The following is a 13,222-nucleotide window of genomic DNA, read 5'->3' as shown; positions in this document are numbered from 1 at the left end:
GCAGGGCGGCTCCCCTACAGGTCACCTTCCAGATGAACTTCATTTCCACTCGACACGCCGCGCCCGTTGCCACGCTCAGCCAGGCCATCGCCGCCGGGTTGGCGCCCGATGGCGGGCTGTACGTGCCAGAAGCGCTGCCGCCACCTCGCGACCTGTCGCCGGGAAGCGATATCGCGGATACGGCCGCTGCCCTGCTCGCGCCCTTCTTCCAAGGCGATGCGCTGGCGGCTGAACTGCCGGCGATCTGCCGGGAGGCATTCGATTTTCCCGCGCCACTGGTCTCGCTCGGGACGCCGGACGATTACGTGCTGGAGCTGTTCCACGGGCCCACGGCGGCGTTCAAGGATTTCGGTGCACGCTTCCTAGCCGCCGCGATGGCACGCCTGCGTCGGCATGAAGCCAAGCCGCTGACCATCCTGGTGGCCACCTCGGGCGATACCGGCGCGGCGGTGGCCGCCGCGTTCCATCGCCAGCCCGGGTTGCGCGTGGTGGTGCTGTATCCCGATGGTAGGGTGTCGCCACGGCAGGCGCACCAGTTGGGATGCTTCGGCGACAACATCACGGCGCTGCGGGTGGCCGGTTCGTTCGACGACTGCCAAGCCCTGGTGAAGCGCGCCCTCAACGATGCCGAGCTGCAGGCGCAAGCGCCGCTCAGTTCCGCCAACAGCATCAGCCTGGGGCGCCTGCTGCCGCAGATGAGCTACTACGCGCATGCGGCGTTGACGCATCGTGCGGCGACCGGGCGGGTACTGAACTTCGTGATTCCCACCGGCAACCTGGGCAATGCGCTGGCCGCGATCCTGGCGCGTGCGCTGGGCGTGCCGCTGGGGCGCATCGCGTTGGCGACCAACGCCAATCGCGTGCTGCCGGATTTCTTCGGCGGCGGCGACTACGCACCGGCCTCAAGCATTGCGACCCTGGCCAACGCGATGGACGTGGGCGCGCCCAGCAACTTCGAGCGGTTGCGCTGGCTGTTCGGCGACGACGATGCTGCATTGCGCGCCGCCTTCACGGCGGCCCATGTCGACGACGCCACCATCCGCGAAGTGATCGCGCGGCGCTACCGCGACCACGGTGAGGTGCATTGCCCGCACACCGCCACGGCGATCAAGGTGCTGGAGGATCTGCGCGCGCAGGGCGAGGCCGGCGACTGGGCGGTGGCGGCCACGGCGCATCCGGCCAAGTTCGAGAGCGTGGTGGAGCCGCTGATCGGGCGGACCGTCGACGTGCCACCGGCGCTGGCCGAGCTGCTGGCGCGTCCGGCGCATGCCGATCCGATCTCCGCTGACTACGGCGCCTTGCGCAAGCGCCTGCTGCAGTAGTCCAGATCGCCGTTGTGGGAGCGATGTGATTCGCGACGTATCGCCGCCTGGTCGTTCGCGAATTGCGTCGTCCCTACAACCCGAGGTCGCGTCGCTCAGGTCACCTGCCCGCCGAAGGGCGTCGCGAACATCGCACGAGGGTGCACCGTCCTGCGCTAAGCTCATCCGATGACACGATACTTCCTGCCCGCTTTCCTGTGGGTCGCGCTGCTCGTTGGTGCCGTTCTCCCCACGGCGCGCGCGCAATCCGCCGTCTCGCCGCCCGATGTCCGCGCGCTGAAGCCGGGCGAGTTCCTCTGGTATCCGCAGATCGCGCCCGAGGGCCCCGTGGTGCTGGTCGTCAGCCTGGACGAACAGCGTGCCTACGTGTATCGCAACGGCATCGCCATCGGGGTGTCGACGATCAGTTCGGGCAAGGCGGGCAAGGACACGCCGACCGGCGTGTTCACCATCCTGCAGAAGAACAAGGACCACCGTTCCAACCTCTACAACAACGCACCGATGCCGTACATGCAGCGGCTGACGTGGGACGGCATCGCGCTGCACGGAGGCCATCTGCCCGGCTATCCCGCTTCGCATGGGTGCGTGCGCTTGCCGCAGGCCTTCGCCGAGAAGCTGTTCGGCATCACGCACTTCGGCGACTCGGTGGTGGTGGCGAACGCGAAGGCATCGCCGGCCAGCGTGGTGCACCCGGCGGTGCTTGCACCGGTCACCTCGGGTGGCGAGGCGGCGCATCCGGAACTGTCGGCCTACGAGGTCTACTGGAACGAAGCGGCATCGCCGGAAGGCCCTGTCAGCATCCTGGTCAGCCTGCACGATCAGCGCGTGTCCGTGCTGCGCAACGGCGTGCTGATCGGTGCGGCGCCGTTGCAGAAGGTGGCCGATTTCGCCCTCAACGGCACGGTCCTGCTGGTGATGACCACGGAGAAGGAAGACATTCCCAGCCTGCTGGATCCCGAGCAGAAGGAGTACCGCTGGGTCGCCCATCGCGTGCTCGGCGAAGAAGGTGCGCCGATGCCGCCGCTGCGCTCGTTGGGCGATGCGTTCTGGATTCCCCAGGCTTTCGCGCGCCGGCTGTACGGCATCCTGACACCGGGCACGACGGTGTTGCTGTCGGACCTGCCGGGCGTGCGCGCAACGCCAGCCGAACAGGGGACGGTGCCGGTCTTGGAATCCGATGAAGCCGGCCCCACACCGGTCGTACGCTGAGCCTTGCGGACGGAATCGGGATGCCGGCGTTTTCTTCCCCCGCCGGATGTCCGTCATGACCCCGTTCCGTCGCCTTCTGTCCTGCTGCATTGTCGTGCCGGGTCTCTTGCTGGCGGGCACGGCCACCGCCGGGCCACCGTCGCCGGGGTCTGCCGAACACCTGGTCGACGCGCTGCACCGCGCCGCGCCGGCGCTCGACCGGAAGGTGCTCTCGATGGCAGCCCGGGCGATGACGTGTTCGATCCGGCGAGGTGAACCTGTCCCCGCGCACCGGCTCAGCGTGATCGACTATTCGCGTCCTTCCACCCAGCCGCGCATGTGGGTGTTCGATCTCGAGCGCCAGCGCCTGCTGTTCGAGGAGTGGGTGGCCCATGGGCGCAATACCGGCGAGAACCTGGCCACCCGGTTCTCCAACGCCAACGGCAGCTACATGTCGAGCCTGGGCTCGTTCGTCACCCAGGAGTCCTACAGCGGTGCCAACGGCTACTCGCTGCGGCTGCAGGGGCTGGAGCCCGGCTTCAACGACAACGCGCGCGAACGCGCCATCGTCATCCATGGCGCACCCTATGTCAGCGATGCCCTGATCCGCGCCCAGGGGCGCCTGGGACGCAGCCTCGGCTGTCCGGCCGTGCGTGCGGCAGTGGCGCGGCCGTTGATCGACAGCATCCGCGGCGGCTCGTTCGTGTTCGCGTACTACCCGGATCCCGCCTGGCTGAAGCAGTCGCGCCTGCTGGGCGCGGACTGCGGCCAGGGCGTGGCCGCGCATCCCGCCCCGTCGGGCGCGGGCGGCTGACGCGCCTCAGATATCCAGCGGGATCTTCAGGTAACGCCGCCCGCTCGCTTCGGGCTCGGGCAATTGTCCGGCCCGGATGTTGACCTGCAGCGATGGCAGCAGCAACACCGGCGCCGCCAGCGTTGCGTCGCGCGCTTCGCGCATCTTCACGTAATCCTCTTCGGTCACGCCGCCGCCGATGTGCACGTTGCGTGCCTTCTCGTCGGCGACGGTGGTTTCCCACGCGTAGTGGTCGCGACCCGGTGCCTTGTAGTCGTGGCACAGGAACAGGCGCGTGTCGTCCGGCAGCGACAGCAGTGCGTGGATCGAACGGTACAGGGTGCGGGCATCGCCGCCGGGAAAGTCGGCGCGCGCGGTGCCGTAGTCGGGCATGAACAGCGTGTCACCGACAAACACCGCGTCGCCGATCCGATAGGACACGCAGGCCGGCGTATGGCCGGGGGTATGCATGACGCGGACCTCCAGCCCGCCGAGCGGGAACGTCTCGCCATCGCGGAACAACCGGTCGAATTCCCGTCCATCGCCGCTGACGTCGGCCAGCCCGAACACGGGCGCGAACGTGCGCTGCACATCGCGGATGTGTTCGCCGATGCCGATCGGTGCCCCGGTCTTCTCTTTCAGCCAGGGCGCCGCACTGAGGTGGTCGGCATGCGCATGCGTCTCCAGGATCCACGCAACCGTCAATCCCTGTTCCGCAACAAAGGCGAGCAGGGCGTCGGCGGAACGGTGCGAGGCGTGGCCCGAACGGTGGTCGTAGTCCAGCACCGGGTCGATGATGGCCGCCTGCCGGGTGGCGGGGTCCCACACCACGTAGCTGACGGTGTTGGTGGCTTCATCGAACTGGGCGTGCGTGACGGGAATCTGCATGTGTCCTCCCGGGAGGGGTTGTTTTTTAATTTAGACTAGACTAAATTAAGAAAACACTAAAGTAAAGTGTGCCCGATGCCTTTCAGACAACGTGAACTGGACCAGATGCGTGCCAGCGCCGCAGAAGCCGCCGGGCTGATGCGTGCGCTGGGTCACGACGGCCGCTTGCTGGTCCTGTGCACGCTGGTCGCGTGGGGCGAGTGCAGTGCCGGCGCGCTGGCGCAGGAGGTCGGGCTCAGCCCGTCGGCGCTTTCGCAACACCTGGCGCGGCTGCGCGACGACGGGCTGGTGGAGAGCCGGCGCGAAGCGCAGACGGTGTACTACCGCATCGCCGATCCGCGCCTGGTGCGCCTGATCACGGTGCTGAAAGATCTCTACTGTCCCTGAGGGCAACACGATGACGATTCCTTCGATTTCCCCGCAGCAAGCGCACGAGATGCGTGCCATGGGTGCCGTGCTGGTGGATATCCGCAATCCCGACGAACACGCGCGCGAACATATTCCCGGCGCCATCCTCTGGCCGGTCTCGCGCACGGGCATACCCTTGCAGAAGGGCACGGCCGCAGCGGTCGTGTTCCACTGCCGCTCCGGTGCGCGCACACAGGCCAATGCGGTACGACTCGCAGCGGCCGCCGGAGGCGATGCCTTCCTGCTGGAGGGCGGGCTGGAAGCGTGGAAGCAGGCAGGCTTGCCCGTGCGCGCGGATCGCACCCAGCCGATCGAACTGATGCGCCAGGTGCAGATCGCGGCCGGGGCGCTGGTGCTGGCGGGCGTTCTGCTTTCTGTGTTGGCATCGCCGTACTGGCTGCTGCTGTCCGGATTCGTGGGGGCGGGGCTGGTGTTCGCGGGTGTCAGCGGATTCTGCGGCATGGCACGCGTGTTGGCATGGATGCCCTGGAATCGCCGCGCGACTGCATGATCCGGGCCATCGCCCATTCCCCTTTCCAACGGAGTCTCCCATGAGCGAATCCCAGACGGTCAGCATCACCCTCGAGCAGGAAGACGACTACGCCTTCCGCATCCGCTTCGACGACACCACCATCGCCGAGCTGATGACCGATGAACCCGAGCCGCTGGGCAAGGGAGAGGGTCCGAACCCGACGCGGCTACTGGTGTCGGCCGTGGCCAACTGCCTGTCGGCCAGCCTGCTGTTCGCGCTGCGCAAGTTCAAGAATTCACCAGGCAAGCTGGTGACGCATGCGACGGCCGAACTGGTTCGCAACGAACAGGGGCGGCTGCGCGTGGGACACATCCATGCCGACATCCGGCTTGCGGAAGCCGGCACGGCGCATGCGTCGCTCGAGCGCATCCTGGCCCAGTTCGAGAACTTCTGCGTGGTGACCGAAAGCGTGCGTCACGGCATCGATGTCTCCGTCAGCATCACCGACGCCGACGGCGTCCAGCTGCATGGCACCGCGCGGGCGGACCACGGCGAGTCCTGAGTTGCGGGTGGGGCGGGCTGCCCTTGTGGGAGCGACGCAAGTCGCGATGAAGCGTTACCGCTGCCCCTTCGCGACTTGCGTCGCTCCCGCAAGGGAGGAGAAGGGCCGCGCACGCCTCGCGCTCCCGGATCGCCGCCAGCGTTCGGGCGTGGCATGATCCGGTCCTCCGCAGTCCGTATCCGAAGCCGTCCGTGATCGCGCCCATCAAGGGGAAAGCCACATCGCTGGACATCGCCCACCTGGCCGGCGTGTCCCAGCCCACCGTGTCGCGCGCGCTGCGCGGCAGCCCGATGGTCAACGAGGAGACGCGCAAGCGCATCCTGGCCATCGCCGAGCAACTGAACTACAAGGTCGACAAGAACGCCTCCAACCTGCGTCGCCAGCATTCCGGCACCCTGGCGCTGCTGTTCTTCGAAGACCCCACCCCGGATGAGTCGTCCATCAACCCGTTCTTCCTGTCCATGCTGGGCAGCATCACCCGTGCATGCGCGTTGCGCGGTTACGACCTGCTGATCTCGTTCCAGCAGCTGTCCAACGACTGGCAGGCCGATTACGAAGACAGCAAGAAGGCCGACGGCATCATCCTGCTCGGTTACGGAGACTACCTGGAGTCACGCGGCCGGCTGGAGCGGCTGGTGGAGCAGGGCACCCATTTCGTGCGCTGGGGCGCCGTGCAGCCGGATACGCCGGGTGTGTCGATCGGCTGCGACAACTCCCAGGGCGGGCACGACATCACCGCCCACCTGATTGCGCAGGGGCGGCAGCGCATCGCCTTCCTCGGACATGCATCGAACCACTATCCGGAGTTCTTCGAGCGCTACCTCGGGCACCGGCAGGCCCTGGAATCCGCAGGCGTGGAAGCGGACACCGCCTTGCAGGTGGATGCCATCACCACCGAGCAGTCCGGCCATGAAGCCGCCTGCGAACTGCTCGCGCGTGGCGTGCCTTTCGATGCGATCTTCGCAGCCAGCGACCTGATCGCGGTGGGCGCGATGAAGGCCTTGCTCGAACGCGGCCTGCGCGTGCCGGAGGACGTCGCCGTGGCGGGTTTCGATGACATTCCGCTGGCCAGCTTCGTCAACCCTGGCCTGTCCACGGTGCAGCAGGACACCAAACGCGCCGGCGCCCTGCTGGTGGAAACCCTGCTGGCCCTGATCAACGGAGAACCGGCGGAGAGCCAGACCATCCCGGTCAGGCTGGCGCTGCGCGGGTCGACGGCGGCAAAGTGAGGGCACCGTTGTAGGAGCGACGTAAGTCGCGACCGGATGCCATCAGCCCGCTTTGGCGCTCGATGTCCTGGACGGAATTCCGTTGCGAATACGCCAACACGCGTTCATGGCATGCGTGGTCTGCGGTCGCGACTTACGTCGCTCCTACAGAAGGCACTGACTTCAGTCCGCCTTGGGCGCCTTGCGTGCCATCAGCTCGCCCAGGCGTGCGCGCGTATCGGCGCGCGTGATCGGCGCGTCCAGCAGGAACACGCGCACGCCGTGCGCAGGCACCTCCGCTTGCAGGCGGTTGCGCACGCGTTGGGTCTTGCCGGTGAACGCATCGCGCCAGGTGCCGGCCTGCAGGTGGTCGGATACCGACAGCTTTGCGGGTGCATCGGCTTTGTTCAGCAGCACCAGCGCGGTCTGGTTGACGCCTCCGTGCTGCAGCACGCGGTAGAAGATCGCCTGGTCTCCCTTCATGCGCACGTTGAGCTGGAGGCCGCGTTGCAGTGCGGGTGTGTCGCGGCGCAGTTGGGCGATGCGCTTCAAGGGGGCGAAGATCGGGCTCTGCGGCGCAGCGTCGATGCGGTCCTGGCCGAAGTAGTTGCGGTTGCCGGCATGTTCCGCGCGGCCACGTTCGAAGCCGGTTTCCGACCCGTAGTAGATCACCGGGATGCCGCGTGCGGTGAACAACCAGTTGTGGGCATCGATGAACCCCGCGTCCGTGGCGTTCATGCGCGCCATGTCGTGGTTGTCGTAGAAGGTCATCAGGTCGTACGGGTTCGCGTACGGGCCGTCTTCCAGGTACAGCGCCTTGCCGATCTCCTCGTAGCTGGTGCCCGGCTTCTCGAAGGTTTCGGCCAGTTTTCCCTTCAGCGGGAAATCCAGCACGCTGTAGCTGCCGTTGCGGGTCCAGGTGTGGCTGGCGATGCTGGCGGCGTCGTAGTTGAAGTTCTCGCCGAACATGAAGAAGCCCGGCTTCTTCGCGCGCATGCGATCAGCGAATTCCTTCCAGAACGCATGCGGCATCCAGGCGATGGTGTCCACGCGGAACGCGGCCGCGCCCTGGTCGATCCACTGCTCGTAGGCGCCGACCAGGTACTCCATCACCGCCGGATTGTTCTCGTTGAAGTCCGAGAGCTGCGCCAGTCCGCCGCCGGTGTTGTAGAACGCGTGCATCGGTTTGCGGCGCGGGTCCAGTCTGTCCGGGTCGAGGTTCTGGTGGTCGGCGATCAGCTTGCCGTCCTTGTCCCAGATCTTGCCGTACTGCGGCTGCATCTTCGGCATCGAATACGCGGGCGAGCCGTGATTGCCGACGATGTCGAGTACCACGTCGAGCTTCTGCTCCTTCATCGCCTTCGTGAAGCCGGCGAAATCCAGTCCTTCGCTGGGCAGGTGCTCGTCCAGCCTGTAGAAGTTGATGCCCCAGTAGCCGTGATAGCCGGTCTTGCCGCGGTCGGTGAACATGCCGGCCCACTTCACTTCTTCGCCGCCGGTGAAGGCTTCGTCCGGGTTGTCGATGATCGGGGTGATCCACACCGAGGTGAAGCCGAGATCGCGGATGTAGCCGGCGTTGTCGAGTACGCCCTTGAAGTCGCCGCCCAGGTAACCGACGTTGTCGGTCTGGCCTTCGGGCGCACCGGGGGTGGCGCGATCGAAGGTCGGGTTCTTGCCGCCCTGGTCGCGATGGTCGTTCGACGGATCACCGTTGACGAAGCGGTCGGTCAGCACGAAGTACACGGCTTCCTTCGCGAAAGGTTCGGTGGTGCCGTAGAACTCGTCGGCGGCCAGCACGGTGCATGGTGCGTACAGCAGGACCGCCAGTGCGGCGGCGAGCGAACGGTGGGTGTACTTCATCAGTGGGCCTGCGAGGAAATGGGGGCGGCGGCGTCCGGGGTTTCGTGCACGCGGGCCAGGGCCAGGGCGGCCAGCAGTAGGCTGACGCCGCTGATGACCAGCGCGAAGATCGCTTCATTGGCGAAGAATGCGCGCAGTGCCGGGCCCAGCAGCGTGGCCGCGACGATCTGCGGGACCACGATGAACATGTTGAAGATGCCCATGTAGATGCCCATCTTCTCCGCCGGTACATGGCTGGACAGCAGCGCGTACGGCATCGACAGGATGCTGGCCCACGCCACGCCCACCAGCGCGAACGAGGCGATCAGCCAGGCCGGGTGCGGCACCCACCACATCGACAGGAAGCCCACGCCGCCGAGGACCAGCGAGCCCGCATGCACGGCCTTGCGATTGAGCGGGAAGCGGGCGGCATAGAAGCTGAGCAGCAGCGCCACCAGCATCGACGACAGGCCGTAATAGCCCATGTACGACCCCACGAGGTCGGCAGCATCCTGGAACGCCGCATTGGCCGACTGGAAGGCCGCTGCCTGTGCAGGCACCGCCATGTCGAATGCCGCCGGATCCGGTGCCGGCGCGTTGAAGACATGTTCCGTCAGGCCCGGCGTGGCCATGCTCCACATCGCGAAGAACGCCAGCCAGCTGAAGAACTGCACCATGCCCAGGCGCCGCATCTGCGCCGGCATGTGCGCGACATGCCGGGCGATCTCGCTGGCCACGTTGTCCTGCGCACGCTTGTCGGCGTGGAAGCGCTCCAGATCGTCCGGCGGATACTCGCGCGTGGTCAGGATGGTGACCAGGATGCTGGCCATGAAGACGAAGGCGCCGATCGCGAAGGCGATCTTCACCGACGGGGGCACCACGCCCGGGCCCGCCTCGTTGGAGACCCCGAGTTGCGTGATGAACCACGGCAGGTTGCTGGCGACCCACGTGCCGATGCCGATGATCAGGGTCTGCAGCACGAAACCGTAGGAGCGCTGGCTCTCCGGCAGCTTGTCGGCCACGAGCGCACGGAAGGGTTCCATGCTGATGTTGATGCTCGCGTCCAAGACCCACAACAGGCCGGCCGCGATCCACAACGTGGGCGAGTGCGGCATGAAGACCAGTGCGATCGAACTGAGGATCGCGCCCGCGAGGAAGTAGGGGCGCCGCCGTCCCAGTCGGGGATGCCAGGTGCGGTCGCTGAAATAGCCGATGACCGGCTGCACCAGCAGGCCCGTGAGCGGCGCTGCGATCCACAGTAGCGGCAACGCGTCCTTCTCCGCGCCCAGGGTCTGGAAGATCCGCGACATGAAGCCGCCCTGCAGTGCGAAACCGAACTGGATGCCCAGGAAGCCGAACGACATGTTCCATATCTGCCAGAAGGACAGGCGGGGCTTGGCGGTCATCGGGGTCCCTGGCAGTGCGATGCGGTCGGAAGTGGGCACGCGTGGTGGCGGGCGTGGCGGCATCTTGCAGGCAAGCGCGGACGATTCCATGCTGCACCGCAAACAATGCGCGCATGCGCGACAGCGGACGTCCGCTCCGCTCTTTCGCGCGTGCCCAACGCAAAAGTCCTTGTGCCACATGGCTTTCAGGGCAGCATGCGACCTTCGCCGGTGATCGGGCGCGCGCACTGCATGGCGCACGCGTCATGTCATCTGCATACGTATTCATGCACACCCATGACGACCTCCGCTCACACATGCCGGTGGCTCGTGGAATAGTGGCGCCCGCCGAGCGCACCGGAGGGGTGTGCCGCGCATTGCGGACGGGTGCATCGATGACGAAGAACAACTGGTGGCGTGGCGCAGTGATCTACCAGATCTACCCCCGCAGCTTCCTGGACACCAACGGGGATGGCGTGGGCGACCTGCCGGGCATCGTCGAGAAGCTCGACTACATCGCCGGCCTGGGCGTGGACGCGATCTGGATCTCGCCGTTCTTCAAGTCGCCGATGGCGGACTTCGGCTACGACATCGCCGATTACCGCGACGTGGATCCGCTGTTCGGCACGCTGGCCGATTTCGATCGCCTGCTCGCCAAGGCGCACTCACTGGGCGTCAAGGTGATGATCGACCAGGTGCTGAGTCACTGTTCGGTGGACCATGCGTGGTTCAAGGAGAGCCGCGAGAACCGCACCAACCCCAAGGCCGACTGGTACGTGTGGGCCGATCCGAAGGAAGACGGCACACCGCCCAACAACTGGATGTCGCTGTTCGGTGGCGTGGCCTGGCGCTGGGAGCCGCGCCGCGAGCAGTACTACCTGCACAACTTCCTCGCCAGCCAGCCCGATCTGAACTTCCACAATCCGGCGGTGCAGCAGGCCACGCTGGACAATGTGCAGTTCTGGCTCGACAAGGGCGTGGACGGCCTGCGGCTGGACGCGATCAACTTCTGCTTCCACGATGCGCAACTGCGCGACAACCCACCCAAGCCGAAGGAAAAGCGGGTGGGGCGCGGCTTCAGTCCCGATAATCCGTACGCGTACCAGTACCACTATTTCAACAACACGCAGCCGGAGAACATCCCGTTCCTGGAGCGTTTGCGCGGCCTGCTGGACCGCTATCCGGACGCGGCCGCGCTGGGTGAAATCTCGTCGGAGGACTCGCTGGCCACCACCGCCGAGTACGTCAGCGACCAGCGCCTGCACATGGGCTACAGCTTCGAACTGCTGACCGATGACGGCAGCGCCGCCTACATCCGCGACACGGTCGAGCGGCTGGAAGCCGCGATGGTCGACGGCTGGCCCTGCTGGGCGGTCTCCAACCACGACGTCCAGCGTGCGGTCACGCGCTGGGGCAACGGCGATGCGTCACCGGCCCTGGCGGCGCAGCTGGTCGCCCTGGTGTGTTCGTTGCGCGGCTCGGTCTGCCTGTACCAGGGCGAAGAACTCGGGCTCCCCGAAGCTGATGTGCCCTACGAAGCATTGCAGGATCCCTACGGCAAGACGTTCTGGCCGAACTTCAAGGGCCGCGATGGTTGCCGTACGCCGATGCCGTGGAACGATGGCGAGCAGGCCGGCTTCAGCCACGGCGATCCGTGGTTGCCGATCCCCGCGGAACACCGGGCGACCAATGTCGCTGCGCAGGAAGCCGATGCCGGTTCCATCCTCAACCAGGTGCGGCGCTTCCTCGCGTGGCGACGCAGCCAGCCTGCATTGCGGGTGGGCAGCATCCGCTTCCTGGATGCCCCCGAGCCAGTGCTCGCCTTCGTGCGCGAGACCGGGGGCGCGGCGATGCTGGTGGTGTTCAACCTGTCGTCGCAGGAGGCCTCGTGGGCATTGCCGGGAGGCATCGTGCCGCGTGCGGTGGACAGCCACGGCCTGCCGTCCGGCACCCTGCAGGATGGCGGGCTCATGCTCCCTCCCCGCGGCGTGTACTACGCCCTCATCGACTGAATCAACGGGACGCGACGATGGGCATATGCCTGGGCAGGATCGGGATTGCGCTGTTGCTGCTGGCCGCGTCGTTCATCGCGCAGGCGCAGGAGCGCGCAGCCTCCATCGCCGCCGCGCAGGCGGTGACGGGCGAGGGTGTCACCGGCACGCTGCTGCGTCACGCGCAGTTCCCTTCCCGCCATGTCGCGGCGAGGAACGTGGACGTCTGGTTGCCACCGGGCTACACGGAAGCGGACGGCGCACGCTATCCCGTGCTCTACATGCACGATGGGCAGAACGTGTTCGACCCGTCGACCTCCTACACCCGCGTGGACTGGGGCGTGGACGAGGCGATGACGCGCCTGATTGCCAACGGACATGCGCGCGCGGCCATCGTTGTCGCCGTATGGAACACGCCCAAGCGCCTGCAGGAATACATGCCGCGCAAGGCCATCCACGGCGAGGCGTTTATTCCCACGCCAGGCGATCCGCCGTTTCCGACGGCCGAGATCATCGCGGACGACTATCTCGCCTTCCTCGTCACCGAGCTGAAGCCGTTCATCGATGCGCAGTACCGCACGCTCACCGGCCCGGCGGACACGTTCGTGATGGGGTCCAGCATGGGCGGTCTGATTTCCGCGTATGCGGTGCTGGAGTACCCGCAGGTGTTCGGCGGGGCAGGGTGCGTATCCACGCACTGGCCGATCGCCGGTGGCATCGTCGAAGGCTATCTGGCGCAGCACCTGCCTGCGCCCGGCGGCAACCGCTTCTACTTCGACTATGGCACCGAAGCCATCGACGCGATGTACGAGCCCTACCAGCAGCGTGTCGACAGTGTGATGCGGGCGCGTGGGTATCGTCCCGGCACGGATCTGCTGAGCCACCGTTACCTGGGCGCCACCCACAACGAGGCCGCCTGGCGCGACCGCATCGAAGTGCCGCTGGGTTTCCTGCTGCGGCCCTGACAGCAGCGGACATCCACGTCCCTTAAGCCTTTCACGCGCACCCGCATGACTGCCTTGCGCGTGCGGAGACCTGTTGCCTGAACGACTGCGGCGATGCCTTGCATCGTGCATGTGCGCGGTCGACCGTGCGCGCGGAACGCGTGTTACATCACGGCTTGGAATATGCATGAATACGTATGCAGCGCGGATTGTGCAGCTGCG

12 protein-coding genes are annotated in these 13,222 nt (G+C 66.5%); 9 read left to right on the top strand and 3 right to left on the bottom strand.

Annotated features, from left to right (window positions below; all coding sequences use genetic code 11):
• Positions 1-32: 32 nt before the first annotated feature.
• From thrC to AC3DET_RS01725, 3 genes are all read left to right on the top strand, one after another.
• Positions 33-1,322, top strand: coding sequence for a threonine synthase (gene thrC, locus AC3DET_RS01735; RefSeq protein ID WP_488390532.1), 1,290 nt, complete (start codon positions 33-35; stop codon positions 1,320-1,322).
• Between the two features lie 168 nt (positions 1,323-1,490).
• The gene (locus AC3DET_RS01730; RefSeq protein WP_446537313.1) at positions 1,491-2,531 is read left to right on the top strand and encodes a L,D-transpeptidase; all 1,041 of its coding nucleotides are present in this window, start codon (positions 1,491-1,493) and stop codon (positions 2,529-2,531) included.
• Positions 2,532-2,586: 55 nt separating this feature from the next.
• Positions 2,587-3,324 (top strand): murein L,D-transpeptidase catalytic domain family protein, encoded by a 738-nt coding sequence (locus AC3DET_RS01725; protein ID WP_488390531.1) that lies wholly within the window; start codon positions 2,587-2,589, stop codon positions 3,322-3,324.
• Between the two features lie 6 nt (positions 3,325-3,330).
• Here AC3DET_RS01725 and AC3DET_RS01720 read toward each other — a convergent pair whose 3' ends face one another.
• Positions 3,331-4,191: an MBL fold metallo-hydrolase gene (locus AC3DET_RS01720; protein WP_337730063.1), complete on the bottom strand. Its 861-nt coding sequence runs from the start codon at positions 4,189-4,191 to the stop codon at positions 3,331-3,333.
• 75 nt (positions 4,192-4,266) lie between these two features.
• Here AC3DET_RS01720 and AC3DET_RS01715 point away from each other — a divergent pair, with 75 nt between their 5' ends.
• From AC3DET_RS01715 to AC3DET_RS01700, 4 genes are all read left to right on the top strand, one after another.
• Positions 4,267-4,578 (top strand): ArsR/SmtB family transcription factor, encoded by a 312-nt coding sequence (locus AC3DET_RS01715; RefSeq protein WP_488390530.1) that lies wholly within the window; start codon positions 4,267-4,269, stop codon positions 4,576-4,578.
• 10 nt (positions 4,579-4,588) lie between these two features.
• A complete protein-coding gene (locus tag AC3DET_RS01710) occupies positions 4,589-5,110 on the top strand; it encodes a rhodanese family protein (protein ID WP_337730061.1) in 522 nt (173 codons plus the stop codon).
• Positions 5,111-5,150: 40 nt separating this feature from the next.
• A complete protein-coding gene (locus AC3DET_RS01705) occupies positions 5,151-5,633 on the top strand; it encodes an OsmC family protein (protein ID WP_488390529.1) in 483 nt (160 codons plus the stop codon).
• Between the two features lie 194 nt (positions 5,634-5,827).
• A complete protein-coding gene (locus tag AC3DET_RS01700; RefSeq protein WP_488391153.1) occupies positions 5,828-6,862 on the top strand; it encodes a LacI family DNA-binding transcriptional regulator in 1,035 nt (344 codons plus the stop codon).
• Between the two features lie 162 nt (positions 6,863-7,024).
• Here AC3DET_RS01700 and AC3DET_RS01695 read toward each other — a convergent pair whose 3' ends face one another.
• Both AC3DET_RS01695 and AC3DET_RS01690 read right to left on the bottom strand, forming a co-directional pair.
• Positions 7,025-8,701, bottom strand: a complete 1,677-nt coding sequence (locus AC3DET_RS01695; RefSeq protein ID WP_488390528.1) for an alpha-amylase family glycosyl hydrolase — start codon at positions 8,699-8,701, stop codon at positions 7,025-7,027.
• Positions 8,701-10,086, bottom strand: a complete 1,386-nt coding sequence (locus AC3DET_RS01690) for an MFS transporter (protein WP_488390527.1) — start codon at positions 10,084-10,086, stop codon at positions 8,701-8,703. The genes AC3DET_RS01695 and AC3DET_RS01690 overlap by 1 nt, the downstream gene beginning before the upstream one ends.
• Before the next feature lie 374 nt (positions 10,087-10,460).
• Between AC3DET_RS01690 and AC3DET_RS01685 the strand changes: the two genes are divergently transcribed.
• Both AC3DET_RS01685 and AC3DET_RS01680 read left to right on the top strand, forming a co-directional pair.
• Positions 10,461-12,077 carry an alpha-glucosidase family protein gene (locus AC3DET_RS01685; RefSeq protein WP_488390526.1) on the top strand — a complete coding sequence of 539 codons (1,617 nt, stop codon included), beginning with the start codon at positions 10,461-10,463 and terminating at the stop codon, positions 12,075-12,077.
• Positions 12,078-12,094: 17 nt separating this feature from the next.
• On the top strand, positions 12,095-13,021 hold the full coding sequence (locus AC3DET_RS01680) for an alpha/beta hydrolase (RefSeq protein WP_488390525.1): 927 nt from the start codon (positions 12,095-12,097) through the stop codon (positions 13,019-13,021).
• Positions 13,022-13,222 lie beyond the last annotated feature (201 nt).

This window comes from Pseudoxanthomonas sp. 97-1-1 (genome assembly GCF_057773125.1).
The sequence above is the reverse complement of the archived record's forward strand: the minus strand, read 5'-3'. Positions and strand labels throughout refer to the sequence as shown.